We start from the raw sequence: 18,778 nt of genomic DNA, 5'->3' as shown, positions 1-18,778 counted from the left end.
AGGACCGATATGAGCAGAAAAAATATTACCGCAGTTTTTACTCCGCGCAGTCGAGAGTTAAATCTAGACATGTATGTTCCTCGACCAACTTTTGAGGAAGAACTAGAAGAAGCCTTTGAACGCCACTCTCACACTTTATTATTTGGCGAAAGTGGCAATGGGAAGACATGGCTTTATAAAGTAGCATTAAAAAAAAATAACATCCCCTTTGTGATAGCAAATTGCGCTAGCGCTTCGCTCTCTAACTCCCTAACATCAGTAATATGCGCGGCCATCGTTGAACCAGGCACTGCGATAAAACAAGGCTACAGCGAAAAAAAACTAGCAGAGGTCACAGCTTTTTTTGCCAAGGGCGGCCTGGAACATGTAGGGAATTTCAACATAACTCAGGAAGACCCGTTACTAAGAGCCTTTAAGCTATTTGCAGGCAGTAGTGACCCGAAAAGAAACATTAAAAAAATAATTGTCATCGACAACCTGGAATCTATTTTTAATACTCCAGAGTTAATGAACGAACTAGCAAACCTCATAATACTTTTAGACGATGATAAGTTTTCTATTTTTAATATAAACTTTTTAATCGTTGGCGTGCCCAACGGAGTACTACAGTATTTTCGAAAAACAAAAAACTCCGATTCGGTATCCAATAGAATTTACGAAATAAAAAAGGTTGGAGGACTGGACTCGGGACAGGTGGAACAGATTATACGAAAAGGCTTCAACCAGTTGAATATAACTGTATCAGCAAATGACATTCGTGAAATCTCTAACCATATATGGTCAATTTCTCTCGGTGTCGCGCAGAGGGTTCACGAGTACTGTGAAGCACTCGCAAAAATGATTAAGAAAAACGATTGGAAGTATCAATCAAATTTGCTGGTTGCTGCAGACGAGAAATGGTTACTACAAGGATTAAGAGAGAGCTATACGGTCGTTGAACGACACATGAACAGTCGCGACACCACAGTAGCGAGAAGAAATCAGGTCATTTATTGTGTAGCTCAATTGAGCGGACATCAATTTGACGCTAACGACATAGACAAATCTGTAACCCAAGAGTTCCCTGAGACTCTATCTAAAAATATGGGAATTGGCGCGATCCTGGCAGAACTAACACGCGGACCATCGCCATTGCTAGCAAAAAATGAAGATACCGGTGCTTATACGATACGTGACCCGAGATATTTAATGTGCATAAGACTCATGCTCCGAAAAAATGCAGAAAACTCGAAAGTCATTAAGAAGAATTTCGGAGTTAGATAGCACAATAAAAATAGTATACTCAAACACCCTAAGTCCATCGTTACCTCGGTGTAGATATTTCCTTTACATAAGACTGACAGGCCTGTAAGGCGATCAATCCTTGGTCGCCGGCGTCGGTGATGCCGATAATTCGTTGAGCATGCGCTGGGTCAAGTTGGGCTCGACGGGCTGCATGAACCACGCCGACGGTGCTGGGGGTGGCAGACACGTTGCAGCCACTGGCTGGATCCGTGGCGTCGAGAAGGACTGACAGCCGCACATCATCAGTAGCAAGGCGGTCGCGCAATAGAGCTTGGTTGCGTTTGGCATCGGACATTTCTCGGGTGTGCTGTTGATCGAAGATAGCAAGTTGTTGCTCTGTGACCAGGCGCTTGTCGTGCTCGGTCTGCTGCTGGCGTAGCGCTGCCTGAGTCAGATTGTTCAGATCGTCAGCCCGCAGCGCGGCCTGGCTCGCGAGCTGCCCTGCGTAACGCCAGGCTTGCACCTGCCAGGCCGCGCCGAACGCAATGATCATCGCGATCAGCGAGACTGCCAGCTTCTGTGATGTGGTCAGCATTACTCATCCTCCCAATCGGGCAGGTCGACGGTCCCTCCCGCCAGATGGTGGGTGCAGTCCTCAAGAAACTGGATGCGCCCACCGGTCACGAACGAATGGCAAACCCGGGGACCGTCAGACCAGGTGTATCGGACCAGGATGCTCGGCGTGAACGTCGGCGCGTCCAAGTGCCCATTCCACCCCCACCGGGGCCCTGGTCCATTTCCATGCGATACACCATGAGCGATGCCGCAACCTGGACACTCGAAAAACAGACGATCCTCTTCAGACTGGGCCAGGCACCGAGACACTTTCCGTAATGCCGTCATGACAGAGCTCCACCCGCCAAGCGGTACTGCTGAATCAGATCGTCAAGCCGGTGTTCACGCTGGGCATACCCCGCCCCGGGCAGGCTTGCCCAAATATTCCGGCACTTTGCGATTGCGGACTCGATCCGGCCCGCATGAACATCCGGCAGTGCGCGGCACTCGCGGATGTGCTGCAGAGCCAGCAGGTCCTGGCTAATCGGGCTGAAGTCAGGCAGGGCCAGCAGTGTTCGGTAATACGGCCAGTCCTTAAGCATCTGCTGGAGTAAGGAAGAACAAGGAGGTGCCACGCGACTACTATGCCAATGCCGTGGTTTGGGATGCGGTTTATGGGATGGCTGGGCCAGAGCTTAAGGAAGCAATGGATCTGGCCTATTTGACCGGCCAGCGCCCCGCCGATGTGATCATCATGCGTAGCGACGATACCGAAGGCGATTACTTCCTGGTGACTCAGGGCAAAACCGGGCAGAAACTCAGAATTCTGATGCGAACAGAAGCCGGAGAAAACAGCCTCGGGAAATTGGTTAGGGAGATAACAGAAAGGAACGTACGCCACCCTTCCAAATACTTACTGATCAACAAGTACGGAAAACGGATGACCAAGGGCATGTTGCGCTTGCGCTGGGACAAAGCACGGGAGAAAGCGCAAAAAAATGCTCTGGATCAGGGTGACCCTATGCTCGCGGCGAAGATCGGCGGGTTTCAATTTCGTGATATTCGGCCCAAGGCGGCATCGGAAATCGTCGATATTGGCGACGCAAGCCTGCTCCTGGGGCACACTAAACAAGAGATAACTAAGCGGGTCTACAGGCGGATTGGTGCGACCGCCAAACCCTCCAAATAGGCAAAGTTTCGGAACTCCTACCCGAAAGTTTCGGAACGCCTCTCAAAAACCGTCGTGTTCCACCCAAACCCCAGAAACACAAAAGCCCCGCATTGCGGGGCTTTCGTTTGAATCTTGGCGGGAAACCAGGGATTCGAACCCTGGAGACGCTATTAACGTCCGCCGGTTTTCAAGACCGGTGCATTCAACCACTCTGCCAATTTCCCTTGTGCATCACAGGATTATAGTAGCCTATCCCGTCTCAGCGGGCGCCATAATACCCGAATGAAACACACTGTCAAACTCTCGCCATCGCTTGTTACAGAGCGTCTGTTATGATCTTTGCGACTGAACGTTTCAAAACCGAAGGAGTGTCGCCATGCGCGAACAGAATTACGCAGTGAATGGTAACGCGCAGGCTGAGCAGCTTGAAGTCAGCCGCGTGTTGCGCAACACCTATGGCTTGCTTGCCCTCACCCTCGCCTTCAGCGGCGTGATGGCGTTCGTGGCTCAACAGATGCGCGTCGGCTACCCGAACATCTTTGTCGTGCTGATCGGCTTCTACGGTCTGTTCTTCCTGACCAACAAGCTGCGTGACTCGGCCTGGGGCCTGGTGTCGGCGTTTGCCTTGACCGGTTTCATGGGCTTTATCCTCGGCCCGATCCTCAACCGTTACCTCGGCATGGCCGGCGGCGCGGAAGTGGTCAGCTCGGCGTTTGCCATGACGGCCCTGGTGTTTGGTGGTCTGTCGGCCTACGTACTGATTACCCGCAAGGACATGAGCTTCCTGGGTGGCTTCATCACCGCGGGCTTCTTCGTACTGCTGGCCGCCGTGCTCGCCAGCATGTTCTTCCAGATCAGCGGCCTGCAACTGGCGATCAGCGCAGGTTTTGTGCTGTTCTCCTCGGTGTGCATCCTGTTCCAGACCAGCGCCATCATCCACGGCGGTGAGCGCAACTACATCATGGCGACCATCAGCTTGTATGTATCGATCTACAACCTGTTCATCAGCCTGTTGCAGATCTTCGGCATCATGAGCCGCGATGACTGATTCATCCTCGCAATAAAAAATGCCCCGTATCGAAAGATACGGGGCATTTTTGTTTTCAGCGGTTCAATACTGGTTGGGTTCCATTTCCAGGTCGACCTTGAAGCGCTCGGCGATATCCTGCTGGATACGCCTGGCCAGGTTGGCAATGTCGTGCCCTGACGCAGCGCCATAGTTGACCAGCACCAGCGCCTGCAACTTGTGCACGCCCGCATCGCCTTCGCGAAAGCCCTTCCAGCCTGCCTTGTCGATCAGCCAGCCGGCGGCGAGTTTCATCTGCCCATCGGCCTGGGGATACGCCACCAGGTCCGGATACAGCTCCTGCAGCTCTGCAGCCAGCGCCTGGGACACCAACGGGTTCTTGAAGAAGCTGCCGGCATTGCCAAGCTCCGCCGGGTCCGGCAGTTTCTCGCGACGAATGCTGCAGATTGCCCGGCTGACATCACTTGGCGTCGCCTCGGTGATGCCCTGCCCGGCCAGGCGCTGCTGCACCGGGCCGTAGTCGAGCTTGAGGTGGCTGGCGCGACTCAGGGCAAAGCGCACCCGCAGGATCAGCCAGCGCCCGGTCTCGTGCTTGAACAGGCTGTCGCGGTAGGCAAAGTTGCACTCTGGCAGGCTGAAATCGCGCAGCTCGCCCGTGTGCCGGTCCAGGGCAGTCAGGCCGGCGAATACGTCCTTGATCTCTACACCGTAGGCACCGATGTTCTGCATGGGGGCAGCGCCCACCGTACCAGGGATCAGGCTGAGGTTTTCCAGGCCGCAGAAGCCCTGCGCCAGGGTCCACAGCACGAACGGGTGCCAGGCTTCGCCCGCTTCGGCTTCAACCACCACTTGCACGCCGTCATCGCTGAGCACGCGGATGCCTTGGGTGGCCATACGCAGGACCAGTGCAGGAATATCCTGGGTCAGCAGCAGGTTGCTGCCGCCACCGATGACCAGCACCGGCAATGCCTTTGCGGCGCCGTAGGCCAGGGCCTCGCGCACGTCGTCGTCGCTGTGCGCTTCGGCGAACAGTTGGGCACGCACATCGATGCCAAAGCTGTTGAATGGCTTGAGCGATACCTGCGAAAGCACCTGCAAGGTCATAACCGCCCCTTCAATTCAATCACCAATAAGTCACAGGCGCGCTCGATCAGGTCCAGCACCCGCTCGAAGCCTTGTTCGCCTTCGTAGTAAGGGTCCGGCACTTCGTCGACTTCAGCCTCGAAGCGGCGCAGGAACAGGTCCAGCTCGGCCTTGCCCTGCGCTGGCTGCAGGGCCTTGAGATTGCGCAGGTTGCTGTTGTCCATCGCGAGGATCAGGTCATAGCGCGCAAAGTCGGCACGTGATACCTGCTGGGCACGTTGCGCCGACAAGTCGTAGCCGCGAACCAACGCTGCACGCTGGCTGCGCTGGTCGGGCGGGTTGCCGATATGCCATTCACCGGTACCGGCCGAGGCCACTTCCACCTGCCCCGCCAGCCCGGCTTCGCGCAATTTATGGCGCAGCACACCTTCGGCAGTCGGCGAGCGGCAGATATTGCCCAGGCAGACAAACAGAACTTCCATCAAGCCCCCAGCAGGCGCCGGACGCGCTCAAGGTCTTCCGGGGTATCGACGCCGGCAGGAGGCGCTTCCAGGGCATCGCCCACGTGGATACGCACGCCGTGCCACAGGGCACGCAGTTGTTCCAGCGATTCGGTGTTTTCCAGCCAGCAGGGGCCCCAGCTGACGAAGTCATGCAGGAAGCCGGCGCGATAGGCGTAGATGCCGATATGGCGGCGATACGGCACGCCTTGCGGCAACACGTCAGGCTGCTTGGCAAAGGCATCGCGGGCCCACGGCAAGGTCGAACGGCTGAACGTCAGCGCCAGGCCATTGATGTCACTGACCACCTTGACCACATTGGGGTTGAACAGTGTGTCGATGTCTTCGATCGGCTCGGCCAGCGTGGCCATGCGCGCTTCGCCATGGGCGGCCAGGTTGGCGGCCACCTGATCGATCACGCTCGGCGGGATCAGCGGCTCGTCACCCTGCACGTTGACCACGATCGCATCCGGGGCCAGGCCCAGCTGGGTGGCCACTTCAGCCAGGCGGTCGGTGCCGGAGTTGTGGTCTTCGCGGGTCAGCACCGCTTCGGCGCCGAAACCTTTGCAGGCGTCGATGATGCGTGGATCATCGGTAGCCACCACCACGCGCTCGGCGCTGCTCTTGCAGGCCTGTTCCCACACCAGCTGGATCATCGGCTTGTGGCCGATCAGTTGCAGCGGTTTGCCCGGAAGCCGGGTCGAGGCGTAGCGCGACGGAATGACAACGGTAAAGGCTGTGGTCATTTATCCAGGCGCTCGTCGGTAGTCAGGGTGCGGGCTTCGCTTTCCAGCATCACCGGGATGCCATCACGGATCGGGTAAGCCAGGCCGGCGCCTTTGCTGATCAGCTCGGTTTTGTCGGCGCTGAGCTTGAGCGGGCCTTTGCAGATCGGGCAAGCGAGGATGTCGAGCAATTTGGTGTCCATGAGTGTTTCCTGGATAGCAGCGTTTAAGGCAAGAGACGAGCGGGCAGCAGACGCATCAACTGCGTGTCGAACCAGGCGACGAACGCTGGCGACGGCACGGCATCCACTGCAAGGTACCACCAGTCTGGCCGGGCAAAGGCGCGGCACTTCACCGCGTCCTTCTCGGTCATGACCAGCGGCAATGACGGCGTAAAGTTCAGGACCTCGGCGCTGTAGGGCGCGTGGTCGGCAAAAGCATGGGGTATTGGCTGCCAGTGTAGCGTTTCAAGGGTATTGAAGAAACGTTGCGGGTTGCCGATGCCGGCGACCGCGTGTACCTGCTGGCCCGCCGGGAAGTAATCGACCGGCTGGCGCTCGCCGCTCTGCAGGTTGACCAATGCGCTGGGTTGCAGGCGAAAGGCGAAGCCGTCCTCACGGTCCGAGACGGCGCCGTTGTACAGCAACGCATCGACACTCTGCAGGCGCTCCACCGGCTCGCGCAACGGTCCGGCCGGCAGGCAGCGGCGATTGCCCAGGCCACGGGCGGCGTCGATCAGTACCAGTTCCAGGTCACGGGCCAGGCGGTAATGCTGCAGGCCGTCGTCGGAGAGGATCAGGTCCAGGGTTTCACTCGCCAGCAGGGCCCGGACCGCGCGACTGCGGTCGGGGTCGATCATCAATGGGACACCGCAGCGCTGCACGATCAATAGCGGCTCATCACCGGCCACGTCGGCGCTGTGGCTGGCCTCGACCCGCCACGGCAGCTGCGGCGGCTTGGCACCATACCCACGACTGACCACGCCAACGCGCAAACCGCTGCGCCGGCAGTGTTCGATCAGCCACAGGATCAACGGCGTCTTGCCGGTGCCACCCACGGTGATATTGCCGACCACCACCACCGGCACAGGCGACTGGTAGATCTCGCCCTCGCCCGCCAGGAATCGCGCACGCTTACGCTGCACCACGCGGCGATACAGGGATTCCAGCGGCCGCAACAGGGCGAGCGCCGGATGACCGGTGTACCAGGCCTTGAGCAAACGATCGGACATGGCCATCAGGGTTGGCTCGCCGCCTCGACGGTGGTCATGCGCAGATGGCTGAAGCCGAGCTTGCCGGCCGCGTCCATGGCGGTGATCACGGCCTGGTGCTGGGTCTTGCCGTCTGCACTGATCGACAGCGGCATCTTGGTATCACCGCCGGATTCCTTCTGCAGCGCGTCCATCAGGCTGTTGAGGTCGTTTTTCTCGAGCAACTGGTTATTCACCGAGAACACCCCGTCGGCGCTGATGGCGATGTCGAGTTGCTTGACTTGCTGGTCTTCGGCCGGCGAACCGCTCACGGCTTCCGGCAGGTCGACACGCAGCTGGGTTTGCCGGGTGAACGTGGTGGTGACGACAAAAAACAGCAGCAGGATGAACACCACGTCGATCAGCGACGCGAGGTTGATATCGACATTTTCCCGTTGCTTGCGGCGAAATTTCACGCTCTGCCCTCGACCAAGTCCACATCACGGTCGCCCTGCACCACTTCCACCAACTTGATGGCTTCCTGCTCCATGCCAACCACCAGTTCATCGATGCGGCGTTGCAGGAAGCGATGGAAGAACACCGAAGGAATACCGACCATCAGGCCTGCGGCCGTGGTGATCAAGGCCTTGGAAATACCACCGGCCAGCACCGCGGCGTTGGTGGTCATGCCCGAGCCCATGAACGAGCTGAAAATATCGATCATGCCTAATACCGTGCCCAGCAGCCCCAGCAACGGCGCCATGGCGGCGATGGTGCCGAGGGCGTTGATATAGCGTTCCAGTTCATGGATGACGCGGGCCGCGGCTTCCTCGATGCACTCCTTCATGATCTCGCGACCATGCTTGGAGTTGGCCAGGCCCGCGGCGAGGATCTCACCCAGCGGCGAGTTGGCCCGCAGTTCCTTGAGCTTGTCCTTGTCCAACTGTTTGTTCTTGATCCAGCCCCAGACCTGCCCCAGCAGATGCTCGGGGGTGACGCGGCTGGCGCGCAGGGTCCACAGGCGTTCGGCGACGATGCCGAGTGCGGCGATGGAACTCATGATGATCGGCAACATCATCCAGCCGCCGGATTTGACCAATTCCCACACAGTGAATGTCCCCTCGAAAAAGTGCGCCACTTTACCATATAGGTTCGCCGGCGGGGTCCGCCGGCCATGCAGCGGTCGACGGTACGATCAGGGTAACCCCTCGCGCCAGAACCGGCGTTGACTGCGCGCAACGACCGGTGCTGCAAAGGCCCCTAGCTGCAGGCGCACGGCCCCCTGCTCGGCACTGTCGTAGACCTGGCTGCCCAGCGCCTGATAGCGCTGCAGCACCTGCGGATGGGGATGGCCGAACGCGTTGCCACGCCCACGCGATATCAGCACCGAACCGGGTGCCAATCGTTGCAGGAAGGCCTTCGAAGACGAACTGCGGCTGCCATGGTGGGGCGCTTGCAGCCAATCGGTCGGCACGGCCAGCGGCGAAGCCAGGAAAGCCTGTTCGGCGGCGCGATCAATGTCGCCGGTGAGCAACAGGCGCTCGCCATTCGCCTGCACCTGCAACACGCAGGACTTCGCGTTACCGTTGTCGGCGCCTGGCCATTGCCACAGTTCGAATGAAACACCGTCCCACTGCCATTGCTCACCGCTGACGCAAGGCTGGGTGCCGAGGAACGCCGGCAGGCCTTCGACTTCACCGCCCACCACACGCTGGATCGGCATGCCCCCGGCAATCGCCGCCGCGCCGCCCGCGTGATCCGCATCGGCATGGCTGAGCAACATCATGTCTAGCCTGTCGACCCCGAACTTTCGCAGCGACGGCAGCACCACCCGCGCGCCGAGGTCAAATGTTCCGGTACGCGGGCCGGCATCGTAGAGCAAGGTGTGATGGCGGGTTCGCAGGATCAGGGATTGCCCCTGCCCGACATCCAGCTGAACCACGTCCACCTGCCCATGGGGCACCCGCTCCTGCGGCGGAAAGACGGCAAGCAGCAGCATCGGCAACCCCAGCAGGCGCAACGGCACACCGTTGGGCAACAACAGCAGCACCGTGCCCAGCAGGCTCAACCACCAGTAACCCCGCGGCACCCCGGCCGGGACCCACGCCGGCTGCAGTCCGGCGAGCCAGGCCAGGCCCTCGAACAGCCCGGCCAATGCACCGCCGGCCAGCCACAACAGGCTCTCCCCCAACCACGGCAACGGCAGCAAGGCCGTCCCCAGCAAGGCCAGCGGCAATACCACCAGGCTGATCCAGGGCACCGCCACCAGATTGGCCAACGGCGCACTCAGGCTGATCGGCAACCCGAGCACCAGCAATACCGGAAACAGGCCGATGGCGATCAGCCACTGCGGTCGGGTCCATGCCTGCCACATACTCCAGGGCCCCAGCCGCCCGGCGAAGGCCAGGATCAGCACCGCCACTGCGGCAAAGGACAACCAGAAGCCTGGCTGCAAACTGGCCAATGGCTCCAGGATCAGCACGCCATTAAGCGCCAGCAACAATGGGCACCACACCCCCAGGTGACGAAAGCGCAAACGCCACACCAGCACCAACCCGACCATCACACAGGCACGCTGGACCGGCACGCCGAACCCTGCCAGCAGGCCGTACCCCAGGGCTGCGCCGAATGCCAGGCCGCACGCCCATGGCAGCCACGGCCAGGTGCGCGGCCAGCACCCGTAGCGCGCTAACCCGGCGATCAGTCCGTAGACCAGCCCCGCCAGCAGGCCGATATGCTGGCCGGAAATCACCAGCAGGTGCACGGTGCCGGTAGCCTGCAAGACCTGCCAATCTTCGGCCGCCAACCCCGAACCGTCGCCCAACACCAACGCAGCCAGGCCCGCCTCGCGACCTTGGGCATCCACCGCCATCAGGCGTTGGCGCACGCTGTCGCGCCAGGCATTGCGCGCCGGCGCCAGGCGCTCGCCGTCCTTCACCGACGCGGTGGCACCGATGCGCTGGGCCAACAGCCAGGCCTCTTGATCGAACCCGTGAAAATTCAGCAGGCCCGAGGGCCGCTTGAGGCTGACTGCCAGGCGCCAGCGCTCGCCACTGCGCACCTCGGGCCCGCCCCGCCAGGACACGCGAATACGCTTGGGCAGCCGCGCCTTTCGCGAGCGGCTGTCGGTCAGTTCAAAACGTACGCCCTCGCCGGTTCGTTGCGGTAACCCGGTGATCCGCCCTTCGACCCAGCGGGTCTGGCCGTCCAGCGCCGGGTCGAGACGATTATCCAGGGCCGATTGCGCGCTGAGGCAAGCCCAGCTCAAACCGAACAGGAAGAACGCCAGCGGGTAGGTGCGAAACGGCAACAGCATCAGCGCCACCACCAGCAGCATCACCAGCCATCCCGTCGACGGCAACGCCGGTAACCAACGCAAGGCCAGTAACCCCAGCACCAGCGCAAACATCCCTGTCTTCATGAATCATCCTTTGCAAGTGATCCACTCAGTCTTAGCGGGTTGCCGGGCAGCGCCTATGATGTTTTGTCACAAAGTCTGAATTTTCTGTTTATAGAATGCGGGCATACTTGCCCCTCGAACTGACCTGGACCCCTTATGCCCCGGCGCTTATTCAAACGGTACATGCCCGACCCGACCAGTATCAGGGAACACAAGTCATTACAGTTTCTCGGCACGCTGCTGCATGACCCGAACCTCTGGCACCTGAACCGGCACTCGGTGGCCCGGGCCATGGCGGTAGGCTTGTTCGCGGCCTTTATCCCGATCCCGTTACAGATGCTGCTCGCGGCCATCCTGGCGATTACGGTGCGCGGCAATATGCCCATCGCCGTCAGCCTGGTGTGGCTGACCAACCCGATCACCATGCCGGTGGTGTTTATTTGCACCTACCTGACCGGCGCGTGGTTGATGAATGTACCGCCACGCAGCCTGCCCGATGACCTCACCTGGGAATGGATCAGCAGCCAACTGAGTACCTTGTGGCAGCCCTTTCTGCTGGGTTCGGTGGTATTGGGGCTGGTGTTGGGGGCGCTGGCCTATTGCCTGACCATGCTCTATTGGCGCTGGTGGGTGGCGCACCAATGGAAGAAACGCAAACAGCGTCGCGCGTGAGGGTCAGCGAGCGCGCAGACGCAGGTGCACGCGCAGGCCGCTGCCGGTGTTTTCCGCCCACAGGCTGCCTTCCTGGCGCTGCACGGCGTTGCGCGCGATGCTCAAGCCCAGGCCGAAGCCACCGTCGCCGGGGCGTGAACCGTCCAGGCGGGTAAAGGGCGCGAAGATTCGCTCCAGGTCCTGCTCGTCGATCCCCCCGCCCTGATCTTCCAGCCAAAGGTGCCAGTACTCGCCATCACGCTGCCCGTCCAAGCTGACGATACCGTCCACTGGCGAATGCCGGATGGCATTGCGCAGGATATTTTCCAGGGCCTGGGCCAGGGTGTTCAGGTTGCCACGCACCCAGCAATCGGCGCCCAGCAGGCACGGCAGGCGCGACGGCGACCAGTCACTTTCAAAGCACGCGTTTTCGCGCAACATGTCCCACAGCGCTTGGAGCTGGATATCTTCCTGCGGCAACGGCGCCCGCTCGGTGTCCAGCCAGGCCAGTTGCAGGCTGTCTTCCACCAGGCGCTGCATCGCGTCAATCTCGCGGCCGAGTCGCTCGCGCAGTTGCGCCAGGTCCTGCTCACTGTCACAGGCCACGCGCAGGCGGCTTAACGGGGTGCGCAATTCATGGGACATGTCTCGCAGCAATTGCTGCTGCAGTAGCACGGTCCCTTGCAGGCGCTCGGACATCTGGTCGAAAGCCCGGCCCAGCTCGCCCAGTTCATCCTGACGGCTGGTTGCCGCGTGGGACAGCCGCGTATTCAACTGATCGGCACGCCAGGCATTGGCCTGCTCGCGCAGTTGGTTGAGCGGCATGATCAGCAGCCGGTACAAGCCCACACACAGCAACAAGGTAAACAGGCCGGGGATCACACCGTTGGTCACCACCCGCCAGAACAGTTGATAACGCCCCGGCATGAAGCGCTGCGGCAACTCGATCACCAGCGAGCCAGCGTTGGGATCCACGGGGAATGGGATTTTCAACCAGGGCAGGCCTTTGACATGCCGGCTGACCGGCCATTCCAGGCCACGCAGGAAAGTCAGGCGCTGGCTTTCCTTGACCGCCAGCGGCGTACTGCTCAGCGATTGCAAGTCGTTGCCGATCACACCGACCCAGGTCGACTCGCGCTTGGCCATGACCTGCAACCACGCGTCCACTCCGGCACGTCCCTGGGTACTCCAGGCCAGCTCGGCGCCTGCCGCGTAGCCCTTAAGGATCTCGCGGGGTTCCTCGGCCAGATAGGCGTTCTGCTCTTCCATGTAGCGGCCCCAGGACCAACTGAGCCAGATCATCAGCAGACAGAAGGCGATCAGCAGGCAAGCCAGTTTCCAGAATAACGAGTGCTTGCCCGGCAACCGCTTCAACGGACGTTCAAAGTCCGTCATCAAGAGCACTCAGCACATAACCCTTGCCCCACACCGTGCGCACTTCGCGCTCGGCATAGCCGATGGCCTTGAGCTTGCGGCGGATCTGGCTGATATGCATATCGAGACTGCGGTCGTGAGGCGCATAGCCACGTTGCAGCACATGCTGGTAGAGGAAGGCCTTGCTGAGCACTTCCTCGCCATTGCGGTGCAGGGTTTCGAGCAGGCGGTATTCGCTGCGGGTCAGCCCGGCCCAGTGCTGCTGGTAGAAGACGTCGCACAGTTCATCGTCAAAACGCAGCGTGCGTGCGTCATCGCGCGCCAGGGTCAGGCTTGGCAACGGACGCCGATCCAGGGCCACTCGGCGCAGGATGGCTTCGATGCGCACGCGCAGTTCGATCATGCTGAACGGCTTGGGCAAGTAATCGTCGGCGCCCAGGCGAAAACCACTGACGCGGTCGGCTTCGGCGCCCAGGGCCGACATCAGGATCACCGGGATCGAATGGCTCTGGCGCAGATGGGTCAGGATCGACAGGCCATCCAGTCCCGGCAGCAGGATATCCATCAACACCACGTCGAACGCCTGGTCGCGGGCCATCTGCAGGCCTTGCTGGCCGTTCTGGCACCAGGTGACCTGGAAACCACAGCGGCCCAGGTGCTCATGGACGTAGGCGCCGAGCACGGGATCGTCTTCGATGGTCAGGATACTGGGTAGGCCAACTGCTGCGGGATTCATTAGCGTCTGCAAGTCATTCTCAATGACTAATTATTCAAGATTACCCCGCGCCAGGCAATCGCCACCCGGCGCCAAATGGCGCGAAGATTGCCGTATGTCATTAATTTGCAAGATTCCTCGCCGTGCAAATGGCTACACTGCGCAGGTGGTGCGGGCCGGATGCCCGTGCAGAAATTCGATAACACTGTGGTAGCAGGAGAGTGGCGTGCTTAGAAGAATGGGGATAAAGGGCCGCGTACTGTTGCTGACCTTATTACCGACCAGCCTGATGGCCTCTTTGCTGGGGGGCTATTTCACCTGGATGCAGCTCTCGGAACTGCAGTCGCAATTGCTGCAGCGCGGCGAAATGATCGCCGAGCAGCTGGCACCGCTGGTGGCACCCGCCTTGAGCGCGCGCAACACGGACCTGCTGGAGCGCATCGCCACTCAATCCCTGGAACAGCCGGACGTACGCGCCGTGTCCTTCCTCGCCCCGGACCGCGCGTCCCTCGCCCACGCCGGCCCGACCATGCTCAACCAGCCGCCGGTCGGCAACAGCTCGCACTTGCTGCAGCGCACCGGCAATGACGCCACGCGGTACCTGCTGCCAGTGTTTGGCCGCCATCGCAACCTCGCCGGCGACCTGATTCCCGATGAGGCCGACCGCCTGCTCGGCTGGGTCGAGGTGGAGCTGTCCCACAATGGCATGTTGCTGCGTGGCTACCGCAGCCTGTTCGCCAGCCTGCTGCTGATCGCCATCGGGCTGATCTGCACCGCGGCCCTGGCGCTGCGGATCAGCCGCACCATCAACTCCCCGATCGGCTTGATCAAGCAAGCCGTGGCCCAGCTCAAGGACGGCAACCTGGAAACCCGCCTGCCCGCCCTCGGCAGCCAGGAACTGGACCAGCTCGCCTCGGGCATCAACCGCATGGCCGAGACCCTGCAGAACGCCCGGGAAGAGTTGCAACACAGCATCGACCAGGCCACTGAGGACGTGCGCCAGAACCTGGAAACCATTGAAATCCAGAACATCGAGCTGGACCTGGCGCGCAAAGAGGCGCTGGAAGCCAGCCGCATCAAGTCCGAGTTCCTGGCCAATATGAGCCATGAAATTCGCACGCCGCTCAACGGCATCCTCGGTTTTACCCACCTGCTGCAAAAAAGTGAATTGACCCCGCGCCAGCTGGACTACCTGGGCACCATCGAAAAATCCGCCGACAACCTGCTGGGCATCATCAACGAGATCCTCGACTTCTCGAAAATCGAAGCCGGCAAGCTGGTGCTCGACAGTATCCCGTTCAACCTGCGCGACCTGCTGCAGGACACCCTGACCATCCTCGCCCCCGCCGCGCACGCCAAGCAGCTCGAACTGGTCAGCCTGGTGTACCGCGACACCCCGCTGGCACTGGTCGGCGACCCGCTGCGCCTCAAGCAGATCCTGACCAACCTGATCAGCAATGCGATCAAGTTCACCCGTGAAGGCACCATCGTCGCCCGGGCGATGATCGAGGACGAGCAGGAAGACAGCGTGCAACTGCGCATCAGCGTGCAGGACACCGGCATCGGCCTGTCCAGCCAGGACGTGCGCGCGTTGTTCCAGGCCTTCAGCCAGGCCGATAACTCGTTGTCGCGCCAACCCGGTGGTACTGGGTTGGGCCTGGTGATTTCCAAGCGCCTGATCGAGCAGATGGGCGGTGAAATCGGCGTCGACAGTACGCCCGGCGAAGGCTCGGAATTCTGGATCAGCCTCAACCTGCCCAAGACCCGCGACGATGTCGAAGACCTGCCGTGTGCGCCGCTGCTGGGCCATCGCGTGGCCGTCTTGGAAAACCACGAACTGGCGCGTCAGGCCTTGCAGCACCAACTCGAAGACTGTGGCCTGCAGGTCACGCCGTTCAACAGCCTCGAAAGCCTGACCAACGGCATCACCAGCGCGCATCAGACCGAACAGGCCATCGATCTTGCGGTGCTCGGCGTGACCGCCAATGACATTCCGCCAGAACGCCTCAACCAACACCTGTGGGACCTCGAACACCTGGGCTGCAAAGTGCTGGTGCTGTGCCCGACTACCGAGCAGATGCTGTTCAACCAGTCGGTGCCCAACCCCAACAGCCAGTTGCAGGCCAAGCCAGCTTGCACGCGCAAGCTGCGCAGGGCGCTGTCCGACCTGATCAGCCCACGCCCTTCGCGCAGCGAACCTGGCGAGCCGTTGTCCAGCCGTGCACCGCGCGTGCTGTGTGTGGATGACAACCCGGCCAACCTTTTGCTGGTGCAAACCCTGCTCGAAGACATGGGCGCACGGGTGCGTGCCGTGGAAAGCGGCTATGCGGCCGTCGACGCGGTGAAGCAGGACACCTTCGACCTGGTGCTGATGGACGTGCAAATGCCCGGCATGGACGGTCGCCAGAGTACCGAGGCGATTCGCCAGTGGGAAAGCGAGCGGCACGGCACGCCGTTGCCGGTGGTCGCCCTCACCGCCCACGCCATGGCCAACGAAAAACGCGCGCTGCTGCAAAGTGGCATGGACGATTACCTGACCAAACCCATCAGCGAGCGGCAACTGGCGCAGGTGGTGTTGAAATGGACCGGCCTGGCCCTGCGCAACCAGGGCCCGGAACGCAGCGCCGATGGCCTCGGCCCTCGCGAGCAACTGCCGGTGCTGGACCACGAAGAAGGCCTGCGCCTGGCCGCCGGCAAGACCGACCTCGCCGCCGACATGCTCGCCATGCTGCTGGCGTCGCTGGAAGCCGACCGCCTGGCTATCAACGTCGCCCGTGATGCCAATGACAACAACGCCCTGATCGAACGCGTCCACCGCCTGCATGGCGCCACTCGCTATTGTGGCGTGCCACAGTTGCGCGCGGCCTGCCAACGTGCCGAAACCCTGCTCAAGCAGGACGACGCCAAGGCCATGCACGCGCTGGACGAACTGGACATGGCGATCGCCCGGCTCGCCAGTGAAGCGCGGGTCAGCGCCTGAACACCGCTGCAGGAGCGCGATTGCTGTGACAAGGGAGGTGGCGAGAGCGCTTGCTCGCCACGACACCCCCTCTGCAACACACTTGCTGCAGCAAGTCGCGCCTACGAGCAACGCAACCATTCTACGATCGCAGGGAGCTATTCAATGCGCGTGATTCTTTTCAGCAGCCAAACCTACGACCGCGACAGCTTTCTCGGCGAGCCCTTGCCCGATGGCCTGGAGCTGCAGTTCCAACCGGCCCGGCTCAACCTCGACACCGTGGCCCTGGCCGAACATCACGACGTGGTCTGCGCGTTTATCAATGACGACCTCAGCGCGCCGGTGCTGGAGCAATTGGCCAAGGGCGGCACACGGCTGATCGCCCTGCGGTCGGCCGGCTATAACCATGTGGACCTGCCGGCCGCCCAGCGCCTGGGCCTGACCATCGTGCGTGTGCCCGCCTACTCGCCCCATGCGGTGGCCGAACATGCAGTGGCGCTGATCCTCGCCCTCAATCGCCGCCTGCACCGCGCCTATAACCGCACCCGCGATGGCGATTTCAGCTTGCATGGCCTTACGGGTTTCGACCTGGTGGGCAAGACCGTCGGTGTGGTCGGCACCGGGCAGATCGGCGCCACGTTCGCCAAGATCATGGCCGGCTTCGGGTGCCAGTTGCTCGCCTACGACCCCTTCCCCAACCCGCAGGTCGAGGCCCTCGGCGCCCGCTACGTGAGCCTGCCCGAACTGCTCGCCGAAGCGCAGATCGTCAGCCTGCACTGCCCGTTGACTGCCGACAGCAAACACCTGATCAACGCGCGTTCGCTGGCACAGATGCAACCCGGCGCGATGCTGATCAACACCGGTCGCGGTGGCCTGGTCGACACGCCGGCACTGATCGAGGCACTCAAGGACGGCCAGCTCGGCTACCTCGGCCTGGATGTGTATGAGGAAGAAGCCCAGTTGTTTTTCGAGGACCGCTCCGACCTGCCGCTGCAGGACGATGTACTCGCGCGCCTGCTGACCTTCCCCAACGTGATCATCACCGCGCACCAGGCTTTCCTCACCCGCGAGGCCCTGGCGGCGATTGCTGGCACGACCCTGGCGAACATTGCAGCGTGGGCCGATGGCCGCGCCCAGAACCGCGTCGAAGGATGATCAGCGGTCATATACCAGGCGCATGATCGGCAGGCACCCGTGATAGGATGCCGCGCCTATTTGGAGGATCCATGGCCGAACACGATTTCCGCTTCAGCTTGCTGAGCCCGCAACACACCCTGATCGAATGCCGCGCCCTGGTGCCGGGCCGTTACCAGGTCACCGGCAACGGTGGCTCGATCAAGCACGGCGACGTGCTGATCGTCACCCTGCGAGGCAGCAAAACCCTGTCGATGCGCCTGACCGTCGAAGGTGACGCGCGCTACTCCATCCGCCCGGCAGGCCAGTGGGTCGCCATGGCCCAGGGGCCGAAATTCGGCGAACTGGAAATTCACACCTGGAAGGTCAACTGCGACAGCTGCGACGCCGTGCTGGAGTTTGAATTCGCGGTGGAAACCAAGCTGACCAAAGAACCGCTGCAACCGGCCGCCAATGCGCGCATCAAGGAACTGGGTTGGGCCAGCGAGGGCGACAAACACCGCTGCCCGAAATGCCAGCAGGCCGCGCAATGAAAGGCCTGCTTCTGCTCGCCGCCCTCGGTGCGGCCCTGACGGGTTGCGCCGGTGACGCGGTCCGGCTCAAGCAGGATCACAGCTACGTAGTGGAGTGGATTGGGGAGCGGCCGCTGATGGATTACGCGCACCTGACCGTCACCCTCGGTGCCGACGGGCGCGCCTACGGCAATGGCGGTTGCAACCACTGGTTTGCGCCGTACACCGTCGACGGCGACAAGCTCAGCTTCGGCAAGATCGGCAGTACCCGCAAACTCTGCGCCGAGGCCCTGATGGAGCAGGAACACCGCTTCTTCCAGGCCCTGCAAGGGGTGCAGCGCTGGGACATCTCGCCGATCGAACAGACGCGCTTCTGGCCAGCCGAGGGCCAGCCCATCCGCCTCTGGCTGGAAGAAGGCTGACCCACTCCATCCAGAGATGGCTGAGGTCTAAATGTGGGAGGGGGCTTGCCCCCGAAGGCAGTGTGTCAGTCAGCACGTGTATTGGCTGATGCACCGCATTCGGGAGCAAGCCCCCTCGCACATTTGATCGGGGCCCG

19 protein-coding genes, 1 tRNA gene and 1 pseudogene are annotated in these 18,778 nt (G+C 61.3%); 8 read left to right on the top strand and 13 right to left on the bottom strand.

Annotation, left to right across the window (positions count from 1 at the left end):
- Positions 1–9 precede the first annotated feature (9 nt).
- Positions 10–1,263, top strand: coding sequence for an AAA family ATPase (locus tag C9990_RS12435; RefSeq protein WP_106803452.1), 1,254 nt, complete (start codon positions 10–12; stop codon positions 1,261–1,263).
- A gap of 40 nt (positions 1,264–1,303) precedes the next feature.
- Here the strand turns inward: C9990_RS12435 and C9990_RS12430 are convergent, their stop codons facing one another.
- Together C9990_RS12430 and C9990_RS32730 are read right to left on the bottom strand one after the other, a co-directional pair.
- Entirely contained in the window at positions 1,304–1,816 is a 513-nt protein-coding gene (locus tag C9990_RS12430; protein WP_106805638.1) for a lysis system i-spanin subunit Rz, read from the bottom strand.
- A gap of 2 nt (positions 1,817–1,818) precedes the next feature.
- Complete coding sequence (locus C9990_RS32730; RefSeq protein WP_106803451.1) at positions 1,819–2,127, bottom strand: DUF6527 family protein; 309 nt, start codon at positions 2,125–2,127, stop codon at positions 1,819–1,821.
- 259 nt (positions 2,128–2,386) lie between these two features.
- Between C9990_RS32730 and C9990_RS12415 the strand changes: the two are divergent.
- Positions 2,387–2,968 (top strand): annotated as a pseudogene (locus C9990_RS12415) (tyrosine-type recombinase/integrase); the annotation flags it as partial.
- 115 nt (positions 2,969–3,083) lie between these two features.
- On the opposite strand, the gene C9990_RS12410 reads toward C9990_RS12415, so the two are convergent.
- A tRNA-Ser gene (locus C9990_RS12410) sits at positions 3,084–3,174 on the bottom strand.
- A 152-nt stretch (positions 3,175–3,326) separates the two neighbouring features.
- Here C9990_RS12410 and C9990_RS12405 point away from each other — a divergent pair.
- Positions 3,327–3,998: a Bax inhibitor-1/YccA family protein gene (locus tag C9990_RS12405; protein WP_065907428.1), complete on the top strand. Its 672-nt coding sequence runs from the start codon at positions 3,327–3,329 to the stop codon at positions 3,996–3,998.
- 63 nt (positions 3,999–4,061) lie between these two features.
- Here C9990_RS12405 and murB read toward each other — a convergent pair whose 3' ends face one another.
- The 8 genes from murB to C9990_RS12365 form a co-directional block, all read right to left on the bottom strand.
- Positions 4,062–5,081, bottom strand: a complete 1,020-nt coding sequence (murB, locus tag C9990_RS12400) for a UDP-N-acetylmuramate dehydrogenase (protein WP_106803450.1) — start codon at positions 5,079–5,081, stop codon at positions 4,062–4,064.
- A complete protein-coding gene (locus C9990_RS12395; RefSeq protein ID WP_106803449.1) occupies positions 5,078–5,542 on the bottom strand; it encodes a low molecular weight protein-tyrosine-phosphatase in 465 nt (154 codons plus the stop codon). Before C9990_RS12395 ends, murB begins: the two co-directional genes overlap by 4 nt.
- Positions 5,542–6,306, bottom strand: coding sequence for a 3-deoxy-manno-octulosonate cytidylyltransferase (gene kdsB, locus C9990_RS12390; RefSeq protein ID WP_106803448.1), 765 nt, complete (start codon positions 6,304–6,306; stop codon positions 5,542–5,544). Before kdsB ends, C9990_RS12395 begins: the two co-directional genes overlap by 1 nt.
- Positions 6,303–6,488 (bottom strand): Trm112 family protein, encoded by a 186-nt coding sequence (locus tag C9990_RS12385; protein ID WP_003174668.1) that lies wholly within the window; start codon positions 6,486–6,488, stop codon positions 6,303–6,305. Before C9990_RS12385 ends, kdsB begins: the two co-directional genes overlap by 4 nt.
- Before the next feature lie 23 nt (positions 6,489–6,511).
- Positions 6,512–7,522 carry a tetraacyldisaccharide 4'-kinase gene (gene lpxK / locus C9990_RS12380; protein WP_065907436.1) on the bottom strand — a complete coding sequence of 337 codons (1,011 nt, stop codon included), beginning with the start codon at positions 7,520–7,522 and terminating at the stop codon, positions 6,512–6,514.
- Entirely contained in the window at positions 7,522–7,950 is a 429-nt protein-coding gene (locus C9990_RS12375) for a biopolymer transporter ExbD (RefSeq protein WP_065907438.1), read from the bottom strand. Before C9990_RS12375 ends, lpxK begins: the two co-directional genes overlap by 1 nt.
- Entirely contained in the window at positions 7,947–8,582 is a 636-nt protein-coding gene (locus tag C9990_RS12370) for a MotA/TolQ/ExbB proton channel family protein (RefSeq protein WP_065907440.1), read from the bottom strand. The genes C9990_RS12375 and C9990_RS12370 overlap by 4 nt, the downstream gene beginning before the upstream one ends.
- Positions 8,583–8,669: 87 nt before the next feature.
- A complete protein-coding gene (locus C9990_RS12365) occupies positions 8,670–10,895 on the bottom strand; it encodes a DNA internalization-related competence protein ComEC/Rec2 (RefSeq protein ID WP_106803447.1) in 2,226 nt (741 codons plus the stop codon).
- Between the two features lie 135 nt (positions 10,896–11,030).
- On the opposite strand from C9990_RS12365, the gene C9990_RS12360 reads away from it, so the two are divergent.
- Entirely contained in the window at positions 11,031–11,546 is a 516-nt protein-coding gene (locus C9990_RS12360; protein ID WP_065907443.1) for a DUF2062 domain-containing protein, read from the top strand.
- Positions 11,547–11,549: 3 nt separating this feature from the next.
- Here the strand turns inward: C9990_RS12360 and C9990_RS12355 are convergent, their stop codons facing one another.
- Together C9990_RS12355 and C9990_RS12350 are read right to left on the bottom strand one after the other, a co-directional pair.
- Entirely contained in the window at positions 11,550–12,920 is a 1,371-nt protein-coding gene (locus C9990_RS12355; protein ID WP_106803446.1) for a sensor histidine kinase, read from the bottom strand.
- Positions 12,907–13,635, bottom strand: coding sequence for a response regulator transcription factor (locus tag C9990_RS12350; protein ID WP_065907447.1), 729 nt, complete (start codon positions 13,633–13,635; stop codon positions 12,907–12,909). Before C9990_RS12350 ends, C9990_RS12355 begins: the two co-directional genes overlap by 14 nt.
- Positions 13,636–13,840: 205 nt before the next feature.
- Here C9990_RS12350 and C9990_RS12345 point away from each other — a divergent pair, with 205 nt between their 5' ends.
- From C9990_RS12345 to C9990_RS12330, 4 genes are all read left to right on the top strand, one after another.
- Positions 13,841–16,594 (top strand): response regulator, encoded by a 2,754-nt coding sequence (locus tag C9990_RS12345; RefSeq protein WP_106803445.1) that lies wholly within the window; start codon positions 13,841–13,843, stop codon positions 16,592–16,594.
- A gap of 144 nt (positions 16,595–16,738) precedes the next feature.
- Positions 16,739–17,728 carry a 2-hydroxyacid dehydrogenase gene (locus tag C9990_RS12340; RefSeq protein ID WP_106803444.1) on the top strand — a complete coding sequence of 330 codons (990 nt, stop codon included), beginning with the start codon at positions 16,739–16,741 and terminating at the stop codon, positions 17,726–17,728.
- Between the two features lie 71 nt (positions 17,729–17,799).
- Complete coding sequence (locus tag C9990_RS12335) at positions 17,800–18,240, top strand: hypothetical protein (RefSeq protein WP_032880639.1); 441 nt, start codon at positions 17,800–17,802, stop codon at positions 18,238–18,240.
- Positions 18,237–18,641, top strand: coding sequence for an META domain-containing protein (locus C9990_RS12330; protein WP_065907455.1), 405 nt, complete (start codon positions 18,237–18,239; stop codon positions 18,639–18,641). The genes C9990_RS12335 and C9990_RS12330 overlap by 4 nt, the downstream gene beginning before the upstream one ends.
- Positions 18,642–18,778 lie beyond the last annotated feature (137 nt).

It is taken from the genome of Pseudomonas sp. S5D5, from assembly GCF_003013355.1.
Taxonomy (GTDB): domain Bacteria; phylum Pseudomonadota; class Gammaproteobacteria; order Pseudomonadales; family Pseudomonadaceae; genus Aquipseudomonas; species Aquipseudomonas aylmerensis.
This window is presented reverse-complemented; position numbering and strand designations above follow the sequence as displayed.

What these genes read in the sequence shown, in the direction of transcription:
- C9990_RS12435 (WP_106803452.1), top strand. Translation starts at nt 10, where the DNA reads ATGAGCAGAAAAAATATTACCGCAGTTTTTACTCCGCGCAGTCGAGAG.
- C9990_RS32730 (WP_106803451.1), bottom strand. Translation starts at nt 2,127, where the DNA reads ATGACGGCATTACGGAAAGTGTCTCGGTGCCTGGCCCAGTCTGAAGAG.
- C9990_RS12405 (WP_065907428.1), top strand. Translation starts at nt 3,327, where the DNA reads ATGCGCGAACAGAATTACGCAGTGAATGGTAACGCGCAGGCTGAGCAG.
- murB (WP_106803450.1), bottom strand. Translation starts at nt 5,081, where the DNA reads ATGACCTTGCAGGTGCTTTCGCAGGTATCGCTCAAGCCATTCAACAGC.
- C9990_RS12395 (WP_106803449.1), bottom strand. Translation starts at nt 5,542, where the DNA reads ATGGAAGTTCTGTTTGTCTGCCTGGGCAATATCTGCCGCTCGCCGACT.
- kdsB (WP_106803448.1), bottom strand. Translation starts at nt 6,306, where the DNA reads ATGACCACAGCCTTTACCGTTGTCATTCCGTCGCGCTACGCCTCGACC.
- C9990_RS12385 (WP_003174668.1), bottom strand. Translation starts at nt 6,488, where the DNA reads ATGGACACCAAATTGCTCGACATCCTCGCTTGCCCGATCTGCAAAGGC.
- lpxK (WP_065907436.1), bottom strand. Translation starts at nt 7,522, where the DNA reads ATGGCCATGTCCGATCGTTTGCTCAAGGCCTGGTACACCGGTCATCCG.
- C9990_RS12365 (WP_106803447.1), bottom strand. Translation starts at nt 10,895, where the DNA reads ATGAAGACAGGGATGTTTGCGCTGGTGCTGGGGTTACTGGCCTTGCGT.
- C9990_RS12360 (WP_065907443.1), top strand. Translation starts at nt 11,031, where the DNA reads ATGCCCCGGCGCTTATTCAAACGGTACATGCCCGACCCGACCAGTATC.
- C9990_RS12355 (WP_106803446.1), bottom strand. Translation starts at nt 12,920, where the DNA reads ATGACGGACTTTGAACGTCCGTTGAAGCGGTTGCCGGGCAAGCACTCG.
- C9990_RS12350 (WP_065907447.1), bottom strand. Translation starts at nt 13,635, where the DNA reads ATGAATCCCGCAGCAGTTGGCCTACCCAGTATCCTGACCATCGAAGAC.
- C9990_RS12340 (WP_106803444.1), top strand. Translation starts at nt 16,739, where the DNA reads ATGCGCGTGATTCTTTTCAGCAGCCAAACCTACGACCGCGACAGCTTT.
- C9990_RS12335 (WP_032880639.1), top strand. Translation starts at nt 17,800, where the DNA reads ATGGCCGAACACGATTTCCGCTTCAGCTTGCTGAGCCCGCAACACACC.
- C9990_RS12330 (WP_065907455.1), top strand. Translation starts at nt 18,237, where the DNA reads ATGAAAGGCCTGCTTCTGCTCGCCGCCCTCGGTGCGGCCCTGACGGGT.